The sequence below is a fragment of the Cognatiluteimonas profundi genome, from assembly GCF_009792795.1.
In the GTDB taxonomy this organism is placed as follows: domain Bacteria; phylum Pseudomonadota; class Gammaproteobacteria; order Xanthomonadales; family Xanthomonadaceae; genus Cognatiluteimonas; species Cognatiluteimonas profundi.
The window spans coordinates 145,192-170,917 of the sequence record NZ_VKHQ01000005.1; the positions used below are offsets into that span (position 1 = coordinate 145,192).

The 25,726-nt window shown below is 63.7% G+C and carries 25 protein-coding genes and 1 tRNA gene; 3 read left to right on the top strand and 23 right to left on the bottom strand.

Annotation, left to right across the window (positions count from 1 at the left end; genetic code table 11):
- Positions 1-2: 2 nt before the first annotated feature.
- The 7 genes from GST15_RS10555 to GST15_RS12890 all read right to left on the bottom strand — a co-directional run bounded on the left by GST15_RS10555 (position 3) and on the right by GST15_RS12890 (position 8,652).
- Positions 3-2,189, bottom strand: coding sequence for a two-partner secretion domain-containing protein (locus GST15_RS10555; RefSeq protein ID WP_199268757.1), 2,187 nt, complete (start codon positions 2,187-2,189; stop codon positions 3-5).
- Between the two features lie 47 nt (positions 2,190-2,236).
- Entirely contained in the window at positions 2,237-3,901 is a 1,665-nt protein-coding gene (locus tag GST15_RS10560) for a ShlB/FhaC/HecB family hemolysin secretion/activation protein (protein ID WP_233263155.1), read from the bottom strand.
- 458 nt (positions 3,902-4,359) lie between these two features.
- Positions 4,360-4,572 carry a dodecin gene (locus GST15_RS10565; RefSeq protein WP_159017258.1) on the bottom strand — a complete coding sequence of 71 codons (213 nt, stop codon included), beginning with the start codon at positions 4,570-4,572 and terminating at the stop codon, positions 4,360-4,362.
- Between the two features lie 596 nt (positions 4,573-5,168).
- The gene (locus GST15_RS10570; RefSeq protein ID WP_159017259.1) at positions 5,169-5,660 is read right to left on the bottom strand and encodes a hypothetical protein; all 492 of its coding nucleotides are present in this window, start codon (positions 5,658-5,660) and stop codon (positions 5,169-5,171) included.
- Positions 5,661-5,698: 38 nt separating this feature from the next.
- Positions 5,699-7,036 (bottom strand): hypothetical protein, encoded by a 1,338-nt coding sequence (locus GST15_RS10575; RefSeq protein WP_159017260.1) that lies wholly within the window; start codon positions 7,034-7,036, stop codon positions 5,699-5,701.
- 399 nt (positions 7,037-7,435) lie between these two features.
- Positions 7,436-8,545, bottom strand: a complete 1,110-nt coding sequence (locus GST15_RS10580) for a DMT family transporter (protein WP_325064773.1) — start codon at positions 8,543-8,545, stop codon at positions 7,436-7,438.
- On the bottom strand, positions 8,506-8,652 hold the full coding sequence (locus GST15_RS12890; protein ID WP_484482023.1) for a GDCCVxC domain-containing (seleno)protein: 147 nt from the start codon (positions 8,650-8,652) through the stop codon (positions 8,506-8,508). Before GST15_RS12890 ends, GST15_RS10580 begins: the two co-directional genes overlap by 40 nt.
- A gap of 1,507 nt (positions 8,653-10,159) precedes the next feature.
- Between GST15_RS12890 and GST15_RS10585 the strand changes: the two genes are divergently transcribed.
- Complete coding sequence (locus tag GST15_RS10585; RefSeq protein ID WP_233263157.1) at positions 10,160-12,292, top strand: PPC domain-containing protein; 2,133 nt, start codon at positions 10,160-10,162, stop codon at positions 12,290-12,292.
- 190 nt (positions 12,293-12,482) lie between these two features.
- On the opposite strand, the gene GST15_RS10590 is transcribed toward GST15_RS10585, so the two are convergent.
- The 4 genes from GST15_RS10590 to GST15_RS10605 all read right to left on the bottom strand — a co-directional run bounded on the left by GST15_RS10590 (position 12,483) and on the right by GST15_RS10605 (position 15,228).
- Positions 12,483-12,773 (bottom strand): I78 family peptidase inhibitor, encoded by a 291-nt coding sequence (locus tag GST15_RS10590; protein WP_159017261.1) that lies wholly within the window; start codon positions 12,771-12,773, stop codon positions 12,483-12,485.
- 547 nt (positions 12,774-13,320) lie between these two features.
- The gene (locus GST15_RS10595; RefSeq protein ID WP_159017262.1) at positions 13,321-13,851 is read right to left on the bottom strand and encodes a DUF4468 domain-containing protein; all 531 of its coding nucleotides are present in this window, start codon (positions 13,849-13,851) and stop codon (positions 13,321-13,323) included.
- Positions 13,852-13,990: 139 nt separating this feature from the next.
- Positions 13,991-14,500, bottom strand: coding sequence for a DUF4145 domain-containing protein (locus GST15_RS10600; protein WP_159017263.1), 510 nt, complete (start codon positions 14,498-14,500; stop codon positions 13,991-13,993).
- A gap of 8 nt (positions 14,501-14,508) precedes the next feature.
- A complete protein-coding gene (locus tag GST15_RS10605) occupies positions 14,509-15,228 on the bottom strand; it encodes a DUF5343 domain-containing protein (protein WP_159017264.1) in 720 nt (239 codons plus the stop codon).
- Between the two features lie 178 nt (positions 15,229-15,406).
- On the opposite strand from GST15_RS10605, the gene GST15_RS10610 reads away from it, so the two are divergent.
- Both GST15_RS10610 and GST15_RS10615 read left to right on the top strand, forming a co-directional pair.
- Complete coding sequence (locus GST15_RS10610; RefSeq protein WP_159017265.1) at positions 15,407-15,841, top strand: hypothetical protein; 435 nt, start codon at positions 15,407-15,409, stop codon at positions 15,839-15,841.
- The gene (locus tag GST15_RS10615) at positions 15,831-16,097 is read left to right on the top strand and encodes a hypothetical protein (RefSeq protein ID WP_159017266.1); all 267 of its coding nucleotides are present in this window, start codon (positions 15,831-15,833) and stop codon (positions 16,095-16,097) included. Before GST15_RS10610 ends, GST15_RS10615 begins: the two co-directional genes overlap by 11 nt.
- 105 nt (positions 16,098-16,202) lie before the next feature.
- Here GST15_RS10615 and GST15_RS10620 read toward each other — a convergent pair whose 3' ends face one another.
- The 12 genes from GST15_RS10620 to ruvB form a co-directional block, all read right to left on the bottom strand.
- Positions 16,203-16,637, bottom strand: coding sequence for a hypothetical protein (locus GST15_RS10620; protein WP_159017267.1), 435 nt, complete (start codon positions 16,635-16,637; stop codon positions 16,203-16,205).
- Between the two features lie 286 nt (positions 16,638-16,923).
- Positions 16,924-16,999: transfer RNA gene (locus GST15_RS10625), tRNA-Lys, on the bottom strand.
- A gap of 72 nt (positions 17,000-17,071) precedes the next feature.
- Positions 17,072-17,782 (bottom strand): 7-cyano-7-deazaguanine synthase QueC, encoded by a 711-nt coding sequence (queC, locus tag GST15_RS10630; RefSeq protein ID WP_159017268.1) that lies wholly within the window; start codon positions 17,780-17,782, stop codon positions 17,072-17,074.
- A complete protein-coding gene (queE, locus tag GST15_RS10635; RefSeq protein ID WP_159017269.1) occupies positions 17,763-18,455 on the bottom strand; it encodes a 7-carboxy-7-deazaguanine synthase QueE in 693 nt (230 codons plus the stop codon). Before queE ends, queC begins: the two co-directional genes overlap by 20 nt.
- A 55-nt stretch (positions 18,456-18,510) precedes the next feature.
- A complete protein-coding gene (ybgF, locus tag GST15_RS10640) occupies positions 18,511-19,293 on the bottom strand; it encodes a tol-pal system protein YbgF (protein WP_199268758.1) in 783 nt (260 codons plus the stop codon).
- A 75-nt stretch (positions 19,294-19,368) separates the two neighbouring features.
- A complete protein-coding gene (pal, locus tag GST15_RS10645) occupies positions 19,369-19,884 on the bottom strand; it encodes a peptidoglycan-associated lipoprotein Pal (protein WP_159017524.1) in 516 nt (171 codons plus the stop codon).
- 64 nt (positions 19,885-19,948) lie between these two features.
- On the bottom strand, positions 19,949-21,286 hold the full coding sequence (tolB, locus tag GST15_RS10650) for a Tol-Pal system beta propeller repeat protein TolB (protein WP_159017270.1): 1,338 nt from the start codon (positions 21,284-21,286) through the stop codon (positions 19,949-19,951).
- Positions 21,287-21,378: 92 nt separating this feature from the next.
- Positions 21,379-22,224 (bottom strand): TonB C-terminal domain-containing protein, encoded by an 846-nt coding sequence (locus tag GST15_RS10655; RefSeq protein ID WP_159017525.1) that lies wholly within the window; start codon positions 22,222-22,224, stop codon positions 21,379-21,381.
- A gap of 77 nt (positions 22,225-22,301) precedes the next feature.
- A complete protein-coding gene (locus GST15_RS10660; protein ID WP_159017271.1) occupies positions 22,302-22,751 on the bottom strand; it encodes an ExbD/TolR family protein in 450 nt (149 codons plus the stop codon).
- 102 nt (positions 22,752-22,853) lie between these two features.
- Positions 22,854-23,651 carry a protein TolQ gene (gene tolQ / locus GST15_RS10665; RefSeq protein WP_159017272.1) on the bottom strand — a complete coding sequence of 266 codons (798 nt, stop codon included), beginning with the start codon at positions 23,649-23,651 and terminating at the stop codon, positions 22,854-22,856.
- Positions 23,648-24,100, bottom strand: coding sequence for a tol-pal system-associated acyl-CoA thioesterase (ybgC, locus tag GST15_RS10670; RefSeq protein ID WP_233263159.1), 453 nt, complete (start codon positions 24,098-24,100; stop codon positions 23,648-23,650). The genes tolQ and ybgC overlap by 4 nt, the downstream gene beginning before the upstream one ends.
- Before the next feature lie 37 nt (positions 24,101-24,137).
- Positions 24,138-25,190, bottom strand: a complete 1,053-nt coding sequence (gene ruvB / locus GST15_RS10675) for a Holliday junction branch migration DNA helicase RuvB (protein WP_159017274.1) — start codon at positions 25,188-25,190, stop codon at positions 24,138-24,140.
- Positions 25,191-25,726: the final 536 nt, after the last annotated feature.

Sequence of the window (25,726 nt, forward strand, 5' to 3'; positions counted from 1 at the left end):
GCCTAGTTGCGGTAGGGCTTGGGCACGCGGACCGGCGCGACATACGGGGTCACCACGGGCGGCGGCGGCGCCGTCACTGCGATCGTGACGGGCGGCGGCGAATCAGGCGTCACCACGACCAGCGTGGTCGGCGGCGGCACGTACACCACACCCGGCGGCGGGACGCCGAAGATCGGCGTACCCGGCGGTGGCGGCGTGGTGATCGGCGGTGGCGGCGGTGTCGTTCCCGGCGGCGGCGGCGTCGAAGTAATGGTTCCCGTCGTCTGCGACAGCGCAGGTCCGCAGCAATTGAATGCAAGCGCATACGCACCGGCCGCAGGACCCGCCAGCGTGTAGCCGGTATAGCCGATGCGCTTGTTCGCCCCGATATCGGGCGAATCGTAGTTGGCGCTGCTACCCGGACCCGCGACCAGGGTGACGCCCAGCGGATTGCCCTTCAAGCCGGACAGGGTCGCGGTGGTGTTGCCGTCGTAGGTCTTGTCGCCGCCGTCGGCGAACACCAGCATGTACTGGTGCAGCACGGCACCCTCGGTCAGGGTGAACTTGTTGTGGTAGTCCGTCGGCGCCGTGTAGGAAATCGGGTTGTAGTAGATGTTGACCGGCGCGGCGGTCACGGTGGCGCGCGGTGCCAGCGAATCGAACGTCACCGTTCCGCCCGCAACCCCGGGCCCGGTGCCATCGGAGTCGGCATTCAGCGTCAATCCAAGCGGCAGGCCGAGGCTTCGCGTCGGATCGGCCGTACCGCGCGTGAGGGTGATGGCCCCGGCGATGTTGACGTCATTGGCCGCGCACATCATCAGGTTGCCATCGGTCACGGTGATCGCCGCATTCTGGTTGACGTCACGCCCGGCGCTCAGGAGCACGCTGCCATTGGTCACGGTGATCGCGGCATTGACGTTGACGTCCTGGCTGCAGCATGTCGCCAGGTTGCCGTTGGTGGCCGTGATGGCCGCGTTGATCTCGACGTTGCGATCGGCATTCAAGGTCAGCGTGGTCGGTCCGCCGCTTGCGGACCACGCCACCGCATCGTTGACGAAAATATCGCCATTGTCGGTGCCGGCGCCGGTCGTGGTGATGGTGATGTTGTTGGTCACCAGCTGCGCCGCAAGCGTCGAGCCGGCGATGTTGTCGCCAACTGCGCTGCCGATCGTGAAGTCCTGCGGATCGATCAGCCATTGCCCGGTGGTTCCACCCGGCGCCGCCGTGCTGACGTGGATGCCCTTGTCGATGTTGACGTGCGCCGCGGACGTTTCGACGAACCCGCCGTTGCCGCCATTGGGCGCGCTGGCATCCAGCGTGCCGCCAGCATTCACCGTACCGGTCTGCTTGTCGGCCAGCAGCAGGATCGTGCCATTGCGGTTCTGGATCGCCTGCGCCTGGATGACGCCGGTGTTGTTGACGACGGTGTTGAGCAGGTCGCCAGCGGCCTGCGCCGTGAGCAGCACGCGTCCACCATCGGCCTGGATCAGGCCGCCATTGCTGGCCAGCGCGTTCACCGCGCCGCGCGACACGGCGACGTTCAACAAGCCGTCGCCGGCAACGTCGAGGGTCACGCCCTCGCCCGCCGCCAGCGCCACGCTTCCAAGCCGGGCCGAAATGACGCCCTCGTTGCTGACGCTGCGGCCCATCAGCGCGACATAGCCACCGTCGGCGGCACGGATGTGTCCCTTGTTGACGATCGACCCGGCGCCTGCACCGGTGAAGGCGTACTTGCCGGCCATGAAGTCGGCGTCGGTGATGCCCATGGTCGATGCGACCAGGCTGCCGACGTTCACCGATGAGCCGCTTCCGAAGAAGATGCCATTGGGATTGAGCAGGAAGACCTTGCCGTTCGCATCGAGGTTGCCGAGGATCACGGAGGGGTCGGTCCCCAGCACGCGGTTCAATGCGACCGAGTTGCTGTTGGGCTGCACGAACCGCACCGTCTCGCCGCTACCAATGCTGAAGCTGTCCCAGTTGATCACCACGTTCGCAGTGGTCTGCGTGATCGTCGTGTTGGCGCCATTGCCGGCAATGGTGGCGCCACCATTCGTCACGACACCGCCAACCGGCCCCGCGGCGTAGCTGGCAGTGGCAAAGGCCAGCATCATCGATCCGGACAGCGCGCTGAGCGCCAACCGCCTGGCGCCGGATGGCTGTCTGGCAAGGCCGGCGTTGGTGTCACGGCTGGAACGGTATTGGGTGTTCATGGGTCGATCCTCGAATGCTGTTCGGGCCCGCGCAGGGGCTGGGCAGATCAGAAATATTTAATCGCCTGGATCCAGAAGCGACCCGACTTGTCGGGCGCCGACATCGCATCCTCGTTGCCGAGCTTGCGTGCGTAGTACGTCCTCACCGCGAAGTTGCCCGGGTCATCCCAGGTCATCCCGACGCCAGCGCTGCTCAAGGTCCTTTCGTTGTCGCCGACATACCAGGGATTCTTGTTGATCGTGACGCGGCCGTTATCGACGAATCCGAGCAGGTGCACCTGGCCGGGAACGTGCCCGGAAAGACCGGCAAGCAGCAGGCTGGCTTCGACGCTCGCCAGGTATCCCTGGTCGCCGAATGCCTCGCCTTGCGGATATCCGCGAACGCCGTCCATGCCGCCGAGGACCATCTTTTCGGACGGGTCCAGGTTCTTCGACGCGACTTGTCCGCTGACGCCAGCGCGGACCGACACGATGTCGGTGATGCGCTGCACGCGCGATGCGTTGAACCAAAGCTTGCTGTACGACCCGTTGGTCCGCGCGCTCGTTGCATCGACCGCCAGCGCCGCGGGCGTCTGGATATCCAGTGATCCCGCAGACAGGGCCAGGAAGAATGAATTCATCCCGCCGCCACCGATGCCGTCGTGGTGGTTGCCGTACAGGCTGGCAATGGCGACGTGCGCCTTCTTGTCGGTCACCGAATCGAACAGGTCGATCCGGTCCTGGAAGGTCCTGTCCTCGTATGCCAGTCCCGCGTAGAGATTGCTGTCGCGCGAACGGACCAGGGTCGCCGTGCCGAACACGCTGGCAACCTCAGCGGTGCCATGCGCGCCGAGAACCTTGAACTGCTTGCCCAGCTCGTAGTCGAGCTTGCTGTATGCCACGCCTGCCGCGAAACGGCCGAAGGGCATCTGGTATGACGCGCGGCCATAGCGCAGGCCAGGGCCGGAAGTCAGCAGGCGCAGGCTGGCGAGATCACCGCGCCCCAGGGGATTGTTGAGGTTGAGTGTCGCGCCAAGCCGGTACTCGCCGGTGTACGGATTGCCGGCGTTGTCCGCATCGATGCTGCCGGTCACGCGGCGGCCCGGGGTGACGTCGACCACCAGGTCCGAACTGCCTGGCGTGGCGCCGGGAACCAGCGTGGAATTCACCTTTACGCCGGGGATATCGGAAAGCAGCAGCAGGCGGCTTTCCAGCGGAGCGATGGTGATGGGATCGCCGCTGCCCAGCCCGTCGAGGCGACCGCGCGCCACGCTGTCCGACAGGTGGCTTTGATTGCGCAGGGTCACCTTGCCGTAGCGGCCTTCGGCGACGGCGATGGTCACGACGTTGTCGGTGACACTTTGCGCAGGCAGGTACGCGCGCGCCACGAAATAACCGCGGCGGCGGTAGTACTCGGTGATGCGCGCAGCCATGGCCTGCAGGTCGGGCAGGGTCAATTCCGATCCGGGCTTGAATTGCGCGACGGCGACCAGGTCGGCCTGCGTAAAGACGCTCGCGCCCGTGATCCGCAATTCCTTGACCAGGACCTTGACCGAATCGGCACCCGGCGCAGGCGCGGTCGTCGCTTCCTCGATGCGGATTTCCGGCTGCAATGCTTGCGGCGCCGGAGTTTGCGGAAGCTGCTGGAGCTGGCTGCCCGCACCCGGGATCTGCTGCGCCAGGACACCCTGGCTGAGCGTCAACAGCACCAGCGGTAATAGTTTGGTTTTCACGATGAATCCTCTGTGTGTCGGGTCCGCCAACACACATCGCCAGCGAGCCTGGGCAGCTCGATGGTCATGTCGTTGGTCAGTCAGGCAGCAGCGCTGCTCGTCGACCGAAGCGGCGACGAGCCCGGAAAGTAGAAACTTGGAAAGTAGAAAATCGCGGGTGGATCAGTGGCTCGCGTCGAGCGACGCAGGTGGGTCGGCCACAACCCGGGAGCCTGCGATTTCAGGATCAGTATTTAGGGAACCGCTGCCCTGACAGACGCAGGCAATGCGCATGCGACGTTCTCGTCATCCTCGATCGATCGCTTTCTTGCCAGTTGCATGATGTCCCCCTATCCCACGGGCATCAGGCACGCATTCATCTGAACCCGTCGTGAAATGACAGGTCGGCGCTGCGCTATTGGAACCGGACGCACACCCTATGAGGAACACATCGTCAGGCGTGACGCGCGACGCGGGTATCAGTCGTCCTCAAGGGTAAAGCCCACCTTGACGGTGACCTGCCAATGCGCCACCTCGCTGCCGTCCACGTAGCCGCGTGTTTCCGTCACCTGGAACCACTTGATGTGGCGCATGGATTTCGAGGCGCGTGCAATCGCCGTGCGGACGGCATCATCGCTGCTCTTCGTGGATGAGCCGGTCAATTCCAGTGATTTGTACACATGATTGGTCATGTCGAGCCTCCGGGCTTCAGGTCGCCTTGCTTCAGCCAACGACGCGAGCCTGCATGACCGGTCAGCAGGAATCATTCCTGAACGAATCCCTTGATGGCCACGGAACTGTGCCGAACCAAATGCACAAGCGCTGGTCATATCACTCGCGATGGGTTCAAGGTCCGTCGCAGATCTCTCTTCCCCTGGAGTGATCCCCGGAACGGAACCTTTCCCCAAGGTCCGTTCCCTCGCCCCGCTAGCCCTCCCCTGGTTAGCGGGGCTTTTTTTTGGGGAGCATGCGAATGCCCCGCCAGCAGGAGCGTCCCGACCCTGCCGGAGCTTGCAGTAGCCCGGTGCTGACCGCGCTTGGTGGAATCAACGCAATAGACAGCAGTTCGCCACGACGCCGGGCCAAGCTCGACTGGCGACAAACCTCCCGCCCAGTGGCGCCAGTACCGCATCGGCCCGGGCGTGGGGCGGCAACCGTTATCGCAGCCAGTGCAAGCCGTGCTGCAATTGCATCGTCACAGCGACTGCCGGCACCGATGACGTCACAGTCCTGGCGCGCGTTGCGCTGAGCCGCGCACCGCGACGCACCATGGCAGTGCCATGGCTCTTCACTGGGCGCCCATCCTGCTGGTCGCCTGCCGCAGGAGCTTCACGGAAAGATCGCGGGTCGGCGTCATGACGTAGACACAGCCCGAGGACGTCTTCGCACCTGCACGCGCGCTCCCCAACCATGGGCCGACAAAGGCTTCCAGGCCGATGCCTGGCAGTGACTCACCGCCACTGGACTTCGCCAGCGGCTCCCAGTCATCCGCGGCAACCTGCTGGACTTGGACAGCATCGCCCCCTGAACGCCATTCGCAGCCGCCGGCACTCCAATCGTGGCCCTCGTCGACAGGTTTCCCCAAGGCTTCGGATATCTCCGCGCGCGTCAGCAGCTTGCAGGCCTTGTTCGACCCTGCGGTGCTGGCTTGCATGGTGCTGCTGATGCCTGCAGCGACGTCCTGCGCGTCGGCGCGATCGTCGGTCTTGGCGCATCCCGCGATCGCGAGCAGGACAACGATCGCCAATGCGGACGCAATATGCCTTGTGGATCCGGACATCGAATCTTCTCCCTTGCGTTGAGTCCCCCAGCGTGGCCCTAGGGCGTGCCGCCCGCTGCACGACATTGCGTCTCCAGGCTTGGCGCCGCAGGCGAGTTGCGCGAGCGCGCATCACGCGCCCGGGCGCAGATCGGTGGATCCGCGAACTGGATGCCCTGCACTTTGCTGGACTGTCGTTCGAGCACGCTGCGGGCAGTGACGTCGCTCTTCACCGCGCGCTCGGTGAAATCGCCGCCAGCGGCCTGGCATTGCGCGGTCAGGCTGGGCGCGGCCGGGGAGTTTCGCGCTCGAGCGTCGCGGGCGCGGGCGCAGATCATTGGTTCGTTGCCCATCCGATGCAGCGGTGGCGGTGGCGTCGTCGATTGCACCCTGCCCAATGCCACCGCCCTCGGGGTGGTCAGTGACGCCAGGGATTTGCCCAGGTGCGTGCAATCCGCGTTGTTGCCACCGGCACAGGACTGCAGGTCCTGTGCGCCCTGCGGAATGCCACCCATGGGGGCCTGTGCAGCCGCCGCCTCCTTGCCCAGCACGGTGCAGGCCTGGTTGTTGCCGGCCAGGCAGTCCTGCGCATCGACGAAACTCCCGTTGCCCAGCCCCGGTGGAACCCCACCGGCATCGGCGGCGGACTTGCCAAGGCGCATGCAGGCTGCGAAGTCGCCGTCATCGCACAGCTTTGCGTCATCGGCGACCTGGGCCGGATCCTTGCCCGGGATCGTCAGCCCGGCGACTCGCGCGCCGCGCACGCCGATCTTGGCGCAGGACACCAGATCGCCGTCGCTGCACTTGGGCACATCGGCCGCGATGCCGATGGCCTCGCCCGCCACCCCGGCAATCGGCACCCCGGCGGCATCGGAAATCTCGAGCGCCAGCACCGCGCAGGCGTAGATCTGTCCGTAGACACAGGCAACGCCCGAGACGGCCGCGCCGACGAACGGCACCGCGGCGATGAACGCATCGGCCACTCCCTGGGCGATGCCCGTCGCGAGATGGACGAACTGATCCCCAACGGAATCGGGGTGGGAATAAGGCGCGCAGACAAGATAGCGATAGGTCTGGTCGCGGTCGTAACCGACAGCAACGAACGAGTCGTGCGCCGCGCAGTACTGGTTGATGCCCATGAGATTCAGGCAGACATCCATCTTGGCGTCGTCGTCATGGAACGCCCGCCACGCCCGGAACAACCGGGTGCACGCGCCGGGATTCGGAAATGCCTGCGAGGCCGCATCGCTGGCCATGGTGGCGAGCATCGTTCCCGGCATGGCCTGCGCCCTGGACGGCGGGGACAAGGGCAGCACCAGCAATGCAACGAGCAATGGAAGCAGGTAGCCGGACCACGGCCTGCGCGGCGCCGGGCGGCCGTTTGCGGAAGACTTCATCACGTGATCCCTCTTGGCGGTCTCGCTGACTCGACAGCGACGGCATGTCCGCCTTGGGGCGGGCGCTCCTAGCGGTAACGGGCGGACACACGCGAACCGGACAGTGGAGCGCGGAAGAGGGCTCAGGTTCTTGATTCAGCGCCTGTCGTGCCGGGCCGGACGCCCGAGTGGCCGGACGGCTGCAACACGCCCGGTCAATTTTCGACGTAACGTCTTCAGGTCAGCACACGCCTGTCGCTGGCCACCTGCCCTGACTTCAAGCGGCCTTGCCACCGCCCAACACAGGGGTCACCCCCAGAGCACCTTCCGGCGAAAAAGGGCAAATAATCCTTCCAGGGGTTTCACGTTCCGTTGCAGCCGTTCCGTCGTCCCATGGCTGCACTTCGTTGCCGACTGTGGTCAAGACCCGTGACCATGCCGGTGGTGTAAGTCCGGATAGTGGGGATGCGAATGGCGCATCGGCGTATGCGTATGCGGGTGGGAATGTGGCTGCGTTTCATCAAATGGAAAGTCATGCGCATGTTGATGATGATCATCGTGCGTATGGAGATGTTCGTGTTCCAGCGCCTCGTGTTCGTGCTCGTGTTCGTGCCGCTCACTCACGTGGAGCCAAACGCCCAACGCCATCAAACCCCCGGCGATCCAAAAGCTGAGAGTTGGGACTTCGCGCAGGAGCAACAGGGATAATCGGGCGCCGACAAAGGGAGCGGTCGAGAAATACGCACCGGTTCGCGCCGCGCCCAAGTGACGCAGAGCCAGCACGAAAGCTACCAGGCTGATCCCATATCCCGTCAGCCCGATGGCGCCAGCTGCCATCAGGTGAAGCCCGTTTGGCAGCCGATGACCTAGCGCAAGCGCCGCTGCAATATTGATTGCCCCGGCAAATCCGCCTTTGATCGCTGCGACCTGCACCGGATCACCGCCGGATACCGCGCGCGTCAGATTGTTGTCGATGGCCCAGCATGCGCATGCCCCAGCTATGGCCAGCGCACCCCATGGCAGCCCGGCCGCCGGGGTCTGCGTCCATGACAGCAGGACGCCGCCGGCCACGATGGCCACCATTCCGAGGAAGATCCGGATATCGACGTTTTCGCGAAAGACAACCCACGCCACGACGGCGGTGAGGACACCTTCCAGATTCAACAAAAGGGAAGCCGCTGATGCCGGGGTGGTGGCCAGTCCGATCATGAGCAACACCGGTCCAAGCACGCCGCCGAACAAGACGGCGCCCGACAGCCAGGGAACGTCGCGACGTTGCAGGCCGGCTTCCGCATCGGCCTCGCGTGGCCGCAGTCGTCGAATGAGCAGCCAAAATCCTAGCCCCAAGCCCGAGCCGGCGTAGAGCAAGCCAGCGAGCAGCACCGGAGATATATCTGCTACCAGGAGTTTGGCCAGCGGCGTGCTGGCGCCAAACAGTAGCGCGGCCAGCAGGGCGGGGCCGATCCCTGGAGCCCATTCAAGGCGTGGTTTTAGCCGCAACATGATCGGTCCTGCTGGATTGGTGGGCATGGCACTGATCCATACGAGCAGAACACACAGCAATCGCCGGGCCTGGGTTGCAGCAACACACCACAACCCGCGCACTCATAAAAGAACTGGCAAGCCGTCGTCGGCATCGTCTCGGTTGCCGCGTGTCGACACTGCGGGCAGGTGATCGTGCTTATAAGTTGCAATTCGGTCACGCACGGCTCCGTTACCGCCAACGACTCGACTGAGTTGATCGACGTGATAGGTCAAGGTTAGAAGCAAGCATAGTGCGCCCTCTCGCAGACCGAACATTTCTACCAAAGTGGCCTGATGAGATTTAAACAAACCGTTGTATTCCGCGATCAAAAATGAGCAAAAACGCCGAGAAAAGCTTTCTCTGATGTTTTGCGTGTTTGGGCGCCCACGCAGATCGACGCTCGAGAGCTGAAAACAAGTGGAAAACCGATCTTTAGGTCGAGCAGAACGCACGCCAGAGAAAGGCGGCGCCGACTTCGCATATGTGCGGCCCCCAGTTACTCTCAGACCAAAACGAGCCCGCCAAGCCTTTGATAGTTAAAGGACTTTTTAGCGAAACAGGGGAGAGAAACGAGGATGCCAGACTAGGTGGTGGTGGATGGAGTCATTTGCGGACTTCTCTCTGGCCGAAATTCCCAATTACAGGGTAATAAATAGCGAAAATTTCAAAATGGACAGGCGACATGGCTTCGAAAACGGTCATTTTCGCGCAAACAAACTCCAGGTGGTGTCTATCCGCATCTTTCGAAGCAGCGAAAACCATCAGGGAAATTTGGCGGGCAACAGGATGTTCGCGGCCGCAATCTGCGCGCAAAATTTCAAATATTGCGCAGGCGGCCTAGGGCCTGTATCAATTTGCCGATTCGCCCGCCTGTGTCGTCGTCATCAGTTGATGTTGGTCATCAGCAGGTAGGCGTGTACCTGAATTGAAACCTCGGCGACGCGTCGTGCAGGGCCTGCCAGTAACACTGTTAATCGGCTTCACAACAAAGCAAAGTGCCGATCGTTGCCCCGCTGTACGACGTGTTGCGCAGCGCCTGAAAGATCCAACCGTTTTGAAGCCTACGCGCGATTGACGATCCGTGTGAGTGGGCTGCGGCGGTCCTGAATCGCGCGGCCACGCAGTGCATTTGCGACCCGCAATTGCTGGGCGGCACCCAAGCCCAATTCGCGCGGATGGATGATGCTGCACTGAGGCAGTGCGCGATGCGCGCGATGGGCGCCGCGTGCCGAAACATCAACACTCTTGCAGCTTCGCGACGCGGGCTTCGGACCGCCGTGCGCTTGTGACCGCCTCGGGATATAGGCCCCGATTGGACCTGGACAACGGACTCGGGCCGATTGAGCTGCAGGTCCCGCGCTGAACGCAGATCACCACCGTTCTAAAAAAGCGGTCCACCCTCCCCAGGACCCAGCGGGCAGGTTGCGATCGAAGACCCTCCAACCAATCTTTCCAATCTTTGCGGCGTTGCACAAATTGCGGCGACGCGGCGGTTTTCGTCGCCACATAACCCCCTTCATGTTGGGATTCAACCAAAGATTACAAAACCGTAATCTTGCCCCAGCAAAATATGAGACTTGCGTCACACATATGTCCCCGTTTCATGCTGCGCCTGCAACGTGACTAAGTCTCATGTGACGCTTACCGTCACATTCGCGGCGCAGGAACATCTGTTACCGCCCTTGTCCAGTTTTTGGGCCGGCGCCGCCGCTACTCAGCGGATCCTTCCGCGACGGGGAATCACCAAAGCATCGATGCAGGGCCTCCTGTGGAGGTCATGTATCCGTGCGGCGTCGAGGGCCGCCAGGCTGTTCGGCGTGTCTGTTGGAAGACCACGCGTCGCCCTCCGGGGCGTCATCCGTAACCAACCGCCTGAAAGCGGGACCACATTTTCCTTGGGGAACTACAACGTGATCCGATCAAGCAAGCTCACCATGGCGAGCATGAGACTGATGTTCGCCTTCGCTAGTCTTACCGCCGGGGCTGGTTTCATCAGCTTCGACGCGCACGCCGCAGTCCCGGGCCACCCTGAAAAAGCCAACGGCGTGCCCAGCCCTCGAGTGACCAACCCGTATTCGCCGCGCTACAAGCATGAATACCGCCACGGCGCCTTGCCGACCATCGGAACCGCCGAGTTGATGAAGCAGTGGGCGCATTCGCACGCGACCCAGAATGCCCTCACAGCCGCCACAAACGCGAAAACGCTGTCGTACGGCGGCGGTGTCGGTGGCGTCGGCGTCATGAGCGGGCAGAACAAGGTCTACCTGGTGTTCTATGGCAACCAATGGGGAGGTTCGAGCACGGATGCCAATGGCAACCTGAAATTCGCAAACGACGCCGCAGGGGCTGCCGGCGCCGCCCAGCAGATGTTCAAGGGCATCGGCACCAACGGCGAAACCTGGCAGAACGAACTGACCCAGTGGTGCAATGGTGCGACTTCCGGCGCAACCTCCTGCGCCTCCGGCCTGCAGCGCATCCAGCGTCAGAGCAACATCGTCGCAGGCGTCTGGTACGACAATCTCGTCACGTCACCGGCCGCGGCCACCGGCACGCAGTTGGCCCAGGAAGCGATCCGCGCCGCCGCGCACTTCGGCAATACGGCAGCCGGCTCCAACACCTCCGCCTATTACGTAATTATGTCGCCAAAAGGCACCAACCCGGATAACTACCAGGGCCAGTACTGCGCTTGGCATGATTACACCGGCGACGGTTACGGTGTCACCGCCCCGGGCGGCGACTTTGCCTTCAGCAACCAGCCCTACAACATCGACTCGGGCGCGGGCTGCGGTGTGAACTTCGTCAATTCGGGCGCGGCCGGCACGCTCGACGGCTACACGATGACGCTCGGCCACGAATGGCACGAGATGATGTCCGACCAGTTCCCGGCTGGCGGCTGGACCAACCATGACACCGGTACTTACGCCGGCCAGGAAAACTCCGACGAGTGTGCCTGGATCGCTCCCGGGTCCGCTGGCGGCGCAGCTAACGTCGCCTTCAGCACGGGTACTTTTGCGCAGCAAGCCAGCTGGTCCAACGACACCAATTCGTGCGCGATTTCGCACGCAGACGTGAGCGGCGGTGGCTCTGGAGGTGGCGGCGGTGCGACTGCACTGTCCAACGGCGTCACTGTGTCGAACTTGTCGGCGGCAACGGGTGCCTACATCAAGTTCACGATGTCTGTCCCGGCTGGTGCGACGAATCTGGTGTTCACGCAATCCGGTGGCACCGGCGACTCGGACATGTACGTGAAGTTCGGCAGCGAGCCGACCGACACGTCCTACGACTGCCGTCCGTACGTCAGCGGCAATGCCGAGACCTGCACCTTCGCCGCACCGTCCGCGGGGACGTACTACATCAACCTGAAAGCCTACTCGGCCTTCTCCGGCGTCAGCCTGAAGGGCAGCTACAGCACCGGCGGCGGTGGCAGCTGCGGTGGCACGGTGCTGTGCAGCGGCACGGCGGTGGCGCTGCCATCGGTGGCAACCGGTGGGGTGTCGTCGACCTACACGATGAGCGTTCCGTCGGGCAAGACCAGCGTGGTGTTCAACATCTCCGGTGGTACCGGCGATGCGGACCTCTACGTCAAGCTGGGTAGTGCACCGACCTCGTCGAGCTACAGCTGCCGTCCGTACCTGACGGGCAACAACGAAACCTGCACGTTCAACTCGCCCACCGCTGGCACTTACTACGTCAATGTGCGCGCTTACGCGGCTTATTCGGGCGTGAGTCTGAAGGGCACCATTTCGCCGTAACGGCAAGCGCAATCCCTGAAACAGGAAAACCCCGGCTTCGGCCGGGGTTTTTTTGCCTTTCAACCGCGCAACTCGACGCGCCAAATCCTGAACTCAAGTCAAGCCCTCGTGACCTTCCGATCACACTCTCCTATGATCGCGTAGCCCTACTTGGCAACATCTCAGCAGCGACCTGCTTACGAAGGCAACATCAGCCGCAACTGTAGGCCAGCACCTTGCGTGCGTTGTCGATGCGAAGATTCAAGCGCGTGGGATTGACTTCGTTGGTAATCATCATCCCTGGTCGCAGCACGCGGACGGTGGTCGCGCCCGCTTCTATGCGCGCCCGTTCGATGAGCGCATCGTCGGCTACGAGCCCCACTGTCCACGAAAGCGTTCGAGCATCGCACGCGCTCGCCGGAGCATGGTTTGTATGGCTGCCGTCGACGGGGGTTATTGGTTCCCGCGGCGCAGCCGCGCACGCCGACAGAGCGAGGGCCATCAGAAAAATAGCGCATCGGCAACAATTCATCACAGCTCCTTGGGGCAAATGGGAACGCCATCCTTGCGGCCACCGGCTGGAGCATCTCGGCGCTTGGATGACGCGTCTTGATTATGGAGCGGAAGTCGCTGGTCGAGGCACATCTAACGAAATAGGGGTCAGAGTACGTTTTCCGAGGCTGGGGGCCTCCAATTCCCTATGGCGGCCTCCAGCAATGCATTGAAGCTCGCTTCCAGGTCAGGGAGCGCAGGAAATGCCAAGGACGAAGCGTCTGGATCTGCGGGCGTGGCACAGCATGTCGTCCAGCGGGGCAACCGTAAGCTTTTGCGTCCCACAATCGCACTTTGACCAGGTCGCCGAGAAGCTGGGCTATTACTACGTTCGCAACGGTGATTACTACGCAGGCAAGGATCACCTCGCTGAGCAGCTAGGGACGCGGCATTGAGGCAAGTGTGGTTGGAGTGTGTTTAAAGCAAAGGCCCGCGCGATGCGGGCCTTTGCTTTCAATGGATTACTGGGCCTTACCAACAGATTGAATGTCGGGCGGCTACCAGGCGTTGGAACTTTCAGCCTTGCCAATGCTCGCCACCAACTGTGGCCCGAACTCCAATAGCTTCGCGCGAATGTTGTCCATGTCTTCGCGCCTGCTCACCGCCTCGTCGCGCGCAGGCAAAGATAGGCCAACATTGCTGTAGGGCGGCAACTCTAAGTGCACGTTCGTGAAGCTGAGCCTGAACCTTCCGTCCTTACCCTCAACTTTCATCGTGAACCCAACGTGCCAAGCCTCGGCCCTGATATGACAGGCAAAGCCGCCACTGCATGGGTACGCCATGTTGCCGTTGCCGATGATGACGCCATCGTCCTTGCTCTCGTACTCGATGACGGCCTTCGCTGATTTGAAGTGATCGGCGATCCACATGCGGCTTGCAGTAAAGATCTCGTCCTTGTTGCTACCTGGCGCCTCGAAGACCTGGACGACAGTGCGGTCCTCGTCGGTTAAATCGGGTTGCCTCGCTGCTACGTAGCTCGGAGTCGCGAAAAAAAGCATCGCGACGGTGAGTGCCTTGATCGACTTCATTCGCGTCCCCCCTGTTTTGAGCCCCGACACATATGACACGCACAGCCACGATTTTCAGCATCACCGACCTGTCTAATCATTGCCGTCCTCGAAACTTATCGATGCAGACCAGCTGATCGAATGTCCGAAGCCTTAAGCCCTACTTCAGCTGAGCCAGCGTGACTAGCTCTTGGACGATGATCCGAAGATCAACCATGAGTTTGTCTATGTCCTGACGCTGTGCGATGAATCGACGGCTGTGTGCAGACATGTCTCCCACGTCTTTGAGCCGGGGAAGTGCGCCCTTGGAGTTCTTGCTGAGGTTCCAAGACTTCTCAGCAGCCAGCGTGTTTATTAGATCCTTCAGATAGAAGAAGTCGCCGTTGGCATTCTGGATCTTGGATGCAATGCCATGCTTCTCGAATACCTCAATGATCAGTGTCTCCACCAGCCTGCGAATCATGACGGCCGACGCGTCATACCAGCCGTTGGCGTACGACCCGTTTATCTGGTGAACGATCTTTTCGAGATAGCCTCTGCTGTTCCGCACGAGCGAAAAGTAGATGACGGGTTCGTCTGGACTCGGGGCCCCCTCCTCAGGAGGAGGATTCTTGGAACGTATGCTGTCCCTGAGCTGCCTAACCCCGAGCAACGCAGTTTCGATGTCCATCGGCCGGCTCAACCCTTAAGCGGCAGGTGTTTTGCCATGCTCTCGAAGATCTTGTCTATCTGCTCTGGGCTACTGTCGGGCGAAATGTGGATTTGAATGTCTACGTGGAGCTGGGGACTGAAGCCGCGCTTGCTATTGTCTCCCTCATCATTTTGACCGTGACCACGGTCGCCGGCTGTTCCCTTCTGTTCGACAGAAGGTTTCGCGGACCTAGCGGGCGCTGCGGACTTTGCAGGAGTGGCTGCGCGCACCGTGGTGGACGCAGTGGTCCTGGGCTTGGCAGAGCCCGCTTCCTTGGCCTTCGCAAGGTCTGCCTCCAACAGCATCATGTAGGTTGCTGCATATCCGCGGGCAGCAGATTCCCCGACCTTGGCGCTTCTGGCGAACCAGGTAGAGACGTCCTTGAAATCGACATCAGCGCTATGGAAAAGGTCACGAAGCTCTTGCGGGTAGGTCGCCTCAAGAATCGTCTTGCAGACCTCGGCGTACTTCCGGTCATCACGCCAGTCGTAGGCAAGATCGCTGGGCTTCCCGGCCTCGTCTATCAGACCGAAGGCCCTTAGGGGCGGGATGATGTTCGCGCTGGCCGAGGCTTCGCCCATTGCCAAAGCCGTTGCAATGTAGCTGGGCGACACTCTTTCCGGCGTCCTTTGCTTGAACTTTTCCCGCAGCAAAAACCAGTTGTTGCGCGGGATCTTCGGGTATCCCTTCTTCTTGTCGTCCGCCATTTCCTTTCCCCTGTATAGGCATCGTGGACCTCCAGTTCGCCGGAGGTCTTCGCCCAGCTTTCCAGCTCGGAAGGCGATATTTACCACATCGGGGTCGGTTGATCCGAGCTCCAAGGGCGCTCCCTTTCCCAGCAATGCGCGACATATTGCTTATCCCCAAGCCCGGAGGATGAGCAACATGAAGCTGGAAGACATGCCCACCAAGGCCCTGCTCGCGATGCACAACGAGCTGGCAGACAAATCCGCAGGGCCCAAGTCCTTCAAAACCAAGACCGACCTGATCGCCCGGATACGCAAGCTGCAACCGCCCCAGATTGCGCCCAGGCAGCCGTCAATGCCCGAGAAGACCAAAGCCGAGCCGACCAGGAAGGCCGAGGTCGCCTCAGCGACAGATGCGCCTAAGAAGCCTCGCGGCTCGGGAGTCGGCGAGCGTGCCAAGCAGCTGATCCTGACCACCGCCCTGCCCTACGACGCCATCGCCGCACGCATCAACGCGGAGATCTACGGCGCCACGGCGACGAAGGCGTCGGTCGGCTGGTACGCGAGCAAGATGCGCAAGGACGGCGTCGAGGTGCCACCTCGTGCCCCCAAGGAGAATGTCGATGCCACATAAGGACGACGAGCACTGGCTGGGCAAGATGGACTTCGCCCCCGGCATGCCGGTGGACATATCCCAGCTGCCGACGTTGCACTACCAGGCGATCGAGGGACGGGTGTTCACGCTGCTGCGGTTTCCCAACGAGTCGGTCGCACATGGGGAGGTGCCGCTTAGCCAGTTGGAGGACCTGGTCGGCGCGCCGATCGAGGAAGGCTGGTACTCGGCATCGGGCGCCTACCTCGGAGCGGAACTGCCCGGATCGCTTTACTAGCTGATGCCGGATCGAGCTCAAAGGAAAAGGCCCGCGCAATGCGGGCCTTTTCCTTTTAACCCGTGGTGGATTCCGGGCGATGGCCGATCAGGCCGTCTTCTGCACTCATGCCGCCACCATCAGTTTGTTGGCGTGGTATCGCGCCTCCGCTTTCTTCACTACCGCGGAAGCGACGGCGTAGGGATCGCAGCAGGGAACCTCACTGAAGTGCGTGAGGTAGTCGGCGTAGGCCAAGCGGAGCCAGTCATCACCGTAAGCGAGGGACAACGTGATGCAGGCCTCGATCGCTGGGATGCCGTGCAGGCCCTCGACGTCATCTTCGTCAGCCAGCTCGTCCCCGACATCATTCGCGACGTCACCGCGCACCTCATACGCGGCGTCGGTCGTATCCCAGCCCACGAAACCGTTTGGCATCTCCGACACGATCCGCGCGACCGACGTGATGCGGATGTCCCTGCCTTCGTCCAACTCCTCGGCCAAGGTGGTGACGTGCGGGCGGGCGAGCTCGAGGATGCCACTGGTGATGCTGATGCTGTTCATTGATTGAGTTCCATTTATGAGGGTGGGCAACTCCGCCCCCTGCAGGAGAGCGGAGTTAGTCGTGCCGGCCCGCGTATGAAACCAAGCAATGGCGGATTACGGATATCCTCATTTGTCGGAACTGCGGCCTCAAGCAGTTTTGAGAAACGAGGATATCCAGCGGCCTAAGGACGTGTTACCGCCTGCGTAGACACGCCCCTTGCGACGTTTCGTGACTAAACCGTGTTTAGACCTGTCCAGAAACGACGAAGGCCGACGCGAAGTCGGCCTAAGTGCATGATCGGTATGGTGGGCCGTGATGGATTCGAACCATCGACCAAAAGATTAAAAGTCTTCTGCTCTACCAACTGAGCTAACGGCCCTGCTTGCCACACTTGCGGGTGCCGCGCGGTGCGCGGGAGGCGAATTCTAGCGCAACCGGGCGCGGGGCTGGCTCACGCGACGTAGCGGGTCGGGTCGGGCACCCCGGCGGCGATGAAGCCTTCGGCGCGCAGCCGGCAGGCGTCGCAATGCCGGCAGGCGCGACCATGCGCGTCTGCCTGGTAGCACGAGACCGTCTGTGCGAAGTCGACGCCCAGGCGCAGGCCTTCGCGCACGATCTCGGCCTTGCTCATGTGGATCAGCGGCGCATGCACGCGGAAGCCGGCGCCTTCGACACCGGCCTTGGTCGCAAGGTTGGCCAGTTTCTCGAATGCGGCGATGAACTCCGGGCGGCAATCGGGATAGCCCGAGTAGTCGACGGCGTTGACGCCGCAGAACAGGTCCGCCGACCCGATCACCTCGGCCCAGCCCAGCGCCAGCGACAACATGATGGTGTTGCGCGCGGGTACGTAGGTCACCGGAATCGCGGGACTGCCGGCGTGCTGGTCCGAATCCAGCGGCACGTCGATGTCCGCGTCCGTCAGGGCCGACCCGCCCAGCGTGCGCAGGTCCACCGTCACGATCTTGTGCGAGGCCGCATCCAACGCACGCGCAACCTTGTTGGCGGCGTCGAGCTCGGACGTATGCCGTTGTCCGTAACGCACGCTCAAGGCGTGGCAGGCATAGCCCTGCTCCTGCGCGATGGCGAGCACCACCGCGGAGTCCATGCCGCCGGACAGGAGCACGACCGCCGGATTGCTGGCCCTAGCGTCCAGGTTCGTCATTCCAAAGGAGTTTGTGCAGCTGCAGCTGGTAGCGCACCGGCAGTGCCTCGGCGACGATCCAGTCCGCGAGTTCGCGCGGCTGTATCTGGGCAAAGCTTGGCGAGAAGATCACGTCGCAACGCTGCTGCAATTGCTGCGTCGCGACCAGGTCGCGCGCCCACTCGAAATCCGCGCGATCGCAGATCACGAACTTCAGCTGGTCGTGCGGCGTCAGCAACGCCAGGTTCTCCCAGCGGTTGCGCGAGGACTCCATCGATCCAGGCGTCTTGATGTCGACCACCCGCGAGACACGCGCGTCGACCTCGCCGATGTCGATCGCGCCGGACGTTTCCAGCGACACCGTGTAACCGGCGTCGCACAGCTTGCCGAGCAGCGCGATGCAGCGTTTCTGCGCGAGTGGTTCGCCGCCGGTGACGCAGACATGGCGCACGCCATGGCGGGCGACTTCGGCCAGGATCGCGTCGATCTCCCACCAGTCGCCGCCATGGAAGGCGTAGGCGGTGTCGCAATACTGGCAACGCAGCGGGCAGCCGGTCAGGCGGACGAAGACGGTCGGCCAGCCACTGTCGCGCGCCTCTCCCTGCAACGACAGGAAGATCTCCGTGAGCTTGAGGCGCTCGGCCGTCGAGGCGGGAGCAACGACACCTGGAGCATGGGCGACTGGGGCTGGCATCCGCACAGTTTAGCGAAGCGGCCCGATCGACCCCGTGCGGGCGAGCTGGCGACGTTCAGCGAGCCTGCTGCAGCTGGATCGCACGGAGCCGGTCGTCCGCGGTACGCGCGGCGTCGGTGCCCGGGTAGCGCTTGATGACCTGTGCCAGGGTGGCCTGCGCGGCGTCGAGCTGCTTCAGGCCGTATTGCGACAGGCCGATCTTCAACAGCGCACCGGCGGCCTTGTCGTGGGTGGGGTAGCGGTCGAGCAGCGCCTGGAACTGCTGCTGCGCCAGTGCGTAATTCTGGGTGGCGTAAAAGCTCTCGCCCAGCCAGTAGAGGGCATTCGGGGCATAGGCTCCGGCCGGATAGCGCTGCAGGAAATCCTGGAACTGCCGCGCGGACTCGGCGTAGCTGCCCGACTTCAAGGTGTTGAACGCGGCGTCGTAGCTGCTGCGCTCGTCGGCGCCCTGGGCCAGCGTGCCGGCATCGCCGTGCACGGCCGGGGCCGTGTCGCGGAGCACCGTGGCCGGTGGGTTCGGAGCTGGCGCGGCGGCGGGTGCCGGCGCGGCGCCGCCTTCAAGCCGGCTGACGCGGCCGTCGAGGTCCAGGTACTGGTCGTGGCTGGAGCTGCGCAGCTGTTCGTTCTGGTGCTGCAGCTCCTCGAGCTGGGCGCGCAGCGCCTGCACGTCCGAGCGCAACGCGGTGATCTGGTTGAGCAGGTCGACGTTGCCCTGGTTGCTGGCAGCCTGTTGTTCCAGCGACGCCACGCGTTCGGCCAGGCTCGCGCGCTGTGCCAGCGCAGTCGCGGGGACCAGCAGGGAGCCTGCCAGCAGCAAAGCAAGTGGGAGTCGGGTCATGTGATCTGATTGTCGAAAGCGGGGTATTGCGGACAACCCTTCCCCACCGGCATCGCCGGCGGGGAAGGAGCGCGGTCACTTGGCCGTGTAGACGATCTCGACGCGGCGGTTCTTGGACCAGCAATCCTCGCTGGACTGGGTGCAGGTGGGGCGTTCTTCGCCGTAGCTGACGACGGTGACCTGGCTGCCCGAGCCGCCGTTGGCCTGCAGCGCGGAGGACACCGAATTGCCGCGGCGTTCGCCCAGGCCCAGGTTGTACTCGCGGCTGCCGCGCTCATCGGTGTTGCCCTCCAGCGACATGCGCGCGGACGGGCGATCGCGCAGGTACTTGGCGTGGCACGCCATGGCTGCCTGGAACTCGGGCTTCAGCGCGTCCTGGTCGTAGTCGAAGTACACCACGCGGGTGCGCAGGCAGGCATCGGTGTCCAGGTCCGCAGGGCCGTAGGCGCCGGCAACGGCCGGCCCGGTTTCCGGCACTGGAGTCGTTGGCGTGACGACACCCGTGGGCGGCGCTTCCTTCACCTTCTTGGAGCAGGCGACAGCAGCCGTGCAGAGCAGCAGCGCCACAAACACGCGTGTGGTCACAGTCATCTTGGCGTTCATTGGAGCCTCGTTGGTCGGGGGAATGCTGAATGCGTCGCGCGAACTTTACAGACTAGCGTTGCTGGCGGTAGGGCCCCCAGGCGGGCTCCCTGACATCACCGTCGGCCAGCACCAGGCGCTGGCGAACCCGACCATCGGCTGACACCGCGTAGAGGACTCCGCGACTGCCTTCCCTGGCCGCATACAGGATCATGCTGGCATTGGGCGCAAAGCTGGGTGATTCATCCAGCGAGCCCGGCGACAGGGTGCTCCAGCGCGGCGAGCCCAGGCTGCGGTCGAGCATGGCGATGCGGAAGTTGTTGCCGTTGCCCTGCGCCACCGCGATCTTCTTGCCGTCATAGGAGACGGTCGCCGAGGCGTTGTAGCTGCCCTGGAAGGTCAGGCGGGTCGCGCTGCCGCCATTGGCCGACACCTGGTAGATCTGCGGCTTGCCGCCACGATCGGAGGTGAAATACAGGCTGCCGCCGTCCGGCGACCACACCGCCTCGGTGTCGATGCCGAACTGGTCGGTGACCTGGCGCAGCGCCTTGCTGCCCAGGTCCATGACATAGATCTCGGGATTGCCGCTCTTGGACAGGGTCAGCGCCAGGCGGCGTCCATCCGGGGAAAACGCGGGCGCGCCATTGATGCCGCGGAAGCTGGCGACCGGGGCCGGCAGGCTGGTGTCGCGCGTCGCGTCGATCACGTAGATCGCCGAATTGCCGCTGTGGAAGCTCACGAAGGCCAGGTGGTGGCCGTCCGGACTCCATGCCGGCGACAGGATCGGCTGCGAATCGCGGAACACGGTGCGCGGGTTGAAGCCGTCGGAATCGGCCACGACCAGTGCGTAGCGGCTCGATTTGCCCAACCCCGACGCGGTCACGTAGGCGATGCGCGTCCAGAACGCGCCGCGCACGCCGAGGATCTTCTCGTAGATCGCGTCGGACACCTGGTGGGCGACATCACGCATCGCATCGCCGCGCGCGGACAGCGCGAAACCCAGCAGACGCTGCTGCTTGGCGACATCGAACAACTCGTATTCGAGCCGGTAGTTGCCGCTGCCGGCATCGAGCACGCGGCCGACCACCAGGAAGTCCTGCTTCAACAGGCGCCACGTCGGATAGTTGACCTGGCTGCTGGAGGTCGGTCGCTCGACCATGTCGCGGTCCGGCAGCGTGCGGAACTGGCCCGAGCGGGCGAGGTCCGCGCTGATGACGGCCGCCACGTCGGTCGCTGGCGCGGCTCCCGACCCCTGGTAGGGCATCGGCACCACGGCGATCGGCAATGCGGCCGCGTTGCCGCCAACGATGTCGATTTCCAGGCCCTGTTGCTGGGCCATGGCCGCCAGCGGCAACAAGGCCAGCAGCAGGGATGCGAACGCAGGCGCCCAACGGCGCAGGAGTCGGTTCATTCGGGGGATCCGTCGGGGGAATGAAATTTTTACCAGCTTGGCTGTTAAGGCTGTCTCAAAGATGAATGGCGGCCGACCCCGGGACCGCTCACCTAGCGATCCTGTGCCTCGAAATTGACCGTCAGGTTGCGGTTGAAGACCGCCTCGAAACCGGCATAGGGCAAGGGCTGCGCCTTCAGCACCGCCGCTTCCACCGATCGCTTCCCCAGGTCGTCATAGGGGCAGCTGGCGGCAACCTGCACGTCGATCACCTCGCCGCCGGGCAACTGGCGGATGTTGAGCTTGCAACGCTGGCCCTGCGGCACGGAGTCGGGCCGGGTCCAGTTGCGCAGGATGGCTTCCTGCAGGGCCGCGGCGTATCGCGCCGCAAGATCCCTGTCGACACCGTTATTGCCGGCCGGCGGACTGGCGCTGGCCACCGACTGCGCCGGATTGCGCGCGCGCGCGTCGGCGAGCTGCTGCAGCTTCTGTTCGGCCAACTGCGCCTCCTTCGACGCCTGCGCGCGTTGCTTGCGGATGTCGGCCAGCTGCCGCTGGAGATCGGCCTGCCGGGCGAGGCGCTGGCGTTTCTCGGCTTCGTCCTGGCGCTCGCGTTCGGTCAGGTCGATCTGCTCCTGCCGGCGCTTTTCCTCCTGCTCGCGCTCGCGCGTCTGCGCCGACAGCGCATCGCGATCCACGCGCTCCTGGTCGATGGTGTCCGGCACCGGCACCGGCTCCTGGGCCTTCACCTGGCGCTGGACCGGAGCGTCCTCGGGGCGCGGCTCCGGAAGTGGCTGCGGTGGTGGCGTGGCCGCTTCCACCGGCGGCGCCGTGACCGGATGGCGACGCAGGGCGCGTTGCATCGGCGCGGAGAGCGCATTGGCATCGACGACGTCGGCTTCCACCGGCTCCCCTGCCGCGGACACCACGGTATGCGTGCGCGTCCACCACATGCCCATCACCACGAGGACAACCAGCGCCACGTGGAGCGCGACGGCGTACAGGATTGCCTGCGCGGTATCGGCGCGGGTTTCCCTCACTGCTGGACGGTCCCCGCCGGCTGGCTGATCAGGCTGATCCTGCTGATGCCGGCCGCATTGATCCGGTCGATGCCCGCCATGAGCGCCTGGTAGGTGGCGCTGCGATCACCACGCACCAGCACCGTCGCCTCGGGATTGTTGCGATGGATCGCGCCGAGCTCGTCCTGCAACTGCGTGCCGGTGACGGACTTGTTGGAATCGGGACCTTGCGCCATGAGCGCGTAGGCGCCGTCGGCATAGATGCTGACGACGATGGGCTCCTTCGGCGTGCTCAGCGCCATCGCCTTGGAATCCGGCAACTTGATGTCGGTGCCCAGGTTCAGCAGCGGCGTGGTCACCATGAAGATGATCAGCAGCACCAGCATCACGTCGATATACGGCACGACGTTGATCTCCGCCTTGAGCTTGCGCTTGCGGATGCGGCGACCGGTGGCGGTCACGGCCATGATGGGGAAACTCCAAAACAGGGGTCGGAGTGGAGTTTTGCGACCCATTTGATCGGCTGCATGTGCTGCTCCAACGCAGAATTCACTCTGACCCCTTTTTCATCAGGCTTCGTCGAGGTGGGCCTGGCGCTGCAGGATCGAGGAGAACTCTTCCGAAAACGCGTCGTAGCGGACATTCAATCGCTCGACCTTGGTCGCGAAGCGGTTGTAGGCCCACACCGCGGGGATGGCGGCGAACAATCCCATCGCGGTCGCGATCAGCGCCTCGGAAATGCCCGGCGCGACCGTTGCGATCGTGGCGGACTTCATGTTGGCCAGGCCCTGGAAGGAAATCATGATGCCCCAGACGGTGCCGAACAGCCCGACGTAGGGACTGATCGAGCCGACGTTGGCGAGGAATTCCAGGTTGTGCTCGAGGCCGTCGAGTTCGCGCGATGCGGTGGCGCGCATGGCGCGCTGCGCGCCCTCGAGCTGGATGCGCGATTCCACGCCGCGCCGCTGGCGGATGCGGTTGAACTCGCGGAAGCCGCCTTCGAAGATCGCCTCGAGCCCGCCGATGTCGCGGTTGCGCTCGGTGGCGCCGGCATACAGCTTGGACAACTCGGCGCCGGACCAGAAACGCTCCTCGAATCGCGTCGCTTCGCGCTCGGCGCGATCGAGCACGCGCTTCTTGCGGAAGATGATCACCCACGACGCAACCGATGCGAACAGCAGCAACAGCAACACGAGCTGCACGGGAATACTGGCGTGCAGCACCAGCTGCATCATGTCCAGGCCATTGGATCCGGCGGCAGGCAATGCATCCGCCGCGCCTTGTCCGAGTTGCGCAGCCTGCGCCGGTGCGTCCTCGGGCAGTGGTTGGACCGCGGTCGCCTGCAGTGCGGCCAGCAAGGGCGTCATGCGTTGTTCTCCACCAGGCTTGTCTCCAGCGATTTGAGTTCGTCGTACAGCGCGTCAGGGATGGCGCGCGGGCGGAAGTCCGATGCGCCCAGCGCCGCCACCCTGACCTCGGCATCGAGCAGCAGCAGCCCGTCGCGAAGCACGGTTTGCGCGAGCACCAGGCTGGCACGACGGCAGTGCCGCAGCGACACCGTCACATCCAGCGCATCGTCCAGGCGCGCGGGCTGGCGAAAGTCCACGCGCATGGCACGGACCGCGAATACCAGGTCGAGTTCCTCGCGCAACCGCTGCTGGCCCTTGCCGCGCGCCCGCAACCACTCGGTGCGTGCCCGCTCCAGGAAAGCCACATATTGCGCGTGGTACACCACCCCGCCCGCGTCGGTATCTTCCCAATACACCCGTGTCGGCCAACTGAACACCGAAAAGGGGTCAGAGTGAATTTCGCTCACATCTGAGCTCCTTGTGTTAGGTCCTCCAGGCGAAACTTCACTCTGACCCCTTTTCGGCGACGGCATTGGGGTCGAACAGGTCGACCACCGGTGTCCGTGGCTTGAGCCCGAGGTGGCGATAGGCCTTCGCGCTGGCCATGCGACCGCGCGCGGTGCGGATCAGATATCCCTGCTGGATCAGGTAGGGCTCGATGACATCCTCCAGCGTGCCGCGCTCCTCGCTCAGTGCGGCGGCCAGCGACTCCACGCCCACCGGTCCGCCATCGAACGAGTCGACGATGGTGCGCAGCAGGCGCCGGTCGAGTTCATCGAAGCCCTCGGGGTCGACCTTGAGCATCTGCATCGCGGCGTTGGCGACATCGGAATCGATCCTGCCCTCGGCGCGGACCTGCGCGAAGTCGCGCACGCGCCGCAGCAGGCGGTTGGCGATGCGCGGGGTGCCGCGCGAGCGGCGCGCGATCTCGCCGGCGCCCTGCGGCACGCAATCGATACCGAGGATCGCGGCCGACCGGCGCACGATGCGGGCCAGTTCCTCCGGACTGTAGAACTCCAGCCGTTGCACGATGCCGAAGCGGTCGCGCAGCGGCGCGGTCAGCAAGCCGGCGCGCGTGGTGGCACCGATCAGCGTGAATGGCGGGAGGTCGAGCTTGATCGAGCGCGCCGCCGGGCCCTCGCCGATCATGATGTCGATCTGGTAATCCTCCATCGCCGGATAGAGGACCTCCTCGATGGCCGGCGACAGCCGATGGATCTCGTCGACGAACAGCACGTCATGCGGCTGCAGGTTGGTCAGCAGCGCCGCAAGGTCGCCGGCCTTTTCGATGACCGGTCCGGAGGTCTGGCGCAGGCCGACGCCGAGTTCGTTGGCGATCACATGCGCCAGCGTGGTCTTGCCAAGGCCGGGAGGCCCGAAGATCAGGACGTGGTCGAGCGCTTCACCGCGCTGTTTCGCCGCCTCGATGTAGATGGACAACTGCTCGCGGACCGGCTGCTGGCCCAGGTATTCATCCAGCCGCCTGGGCCGGATCGAAGCCTCGATCGCGTCGTCCTCGCGGGTGGCGGCGGTGGCGATGATGCGGTCTTCATCCATCGTGGATATGGTCGCACGGGGCGGGGGCCTGTGCATGGCCCGATGCCCTGTTTTGCCGGCTCTGGCGCGGTGACGGTCGGACCCGCACTGCCTTGCCTGCGGCGCTGAAACGCTTTCGCCGTTGGCGAGTTACTTTTCTTTGCAGGCGCCCAAAGAAAAGTAACCAAAAGAAAGGGCGCCTCCCCGATCAGAGCTCACTTAATTTGGCGGAAGCAGTCGTGATTTTCCGACTCGCCATCCTGGCTCGATCGGCGCACCTATATGAGTGCTCGGCGCGCGTCCTGCGCGCCGCCCTCCGGGTCTGCGGGGTGCAGCAGTGCCTGTACATTTTTAGCGTCAACGGCGAACGATTGTGCGTCGTTGTCAGGCCGGACCGGGTGCTCGCTCTTCGTAGGCGCTGCGTGAGCTGCGACCGTGCGCTTCCATGTTCATGGAGGCCGCAACCCACCAGATCCCGTCGCTGCGAACTCGCGGATCCTGCCGGGGCGAGCCCTTTGCCGATGCTGCGAGGAATTGCGCGGACAGCATCGTTCTTG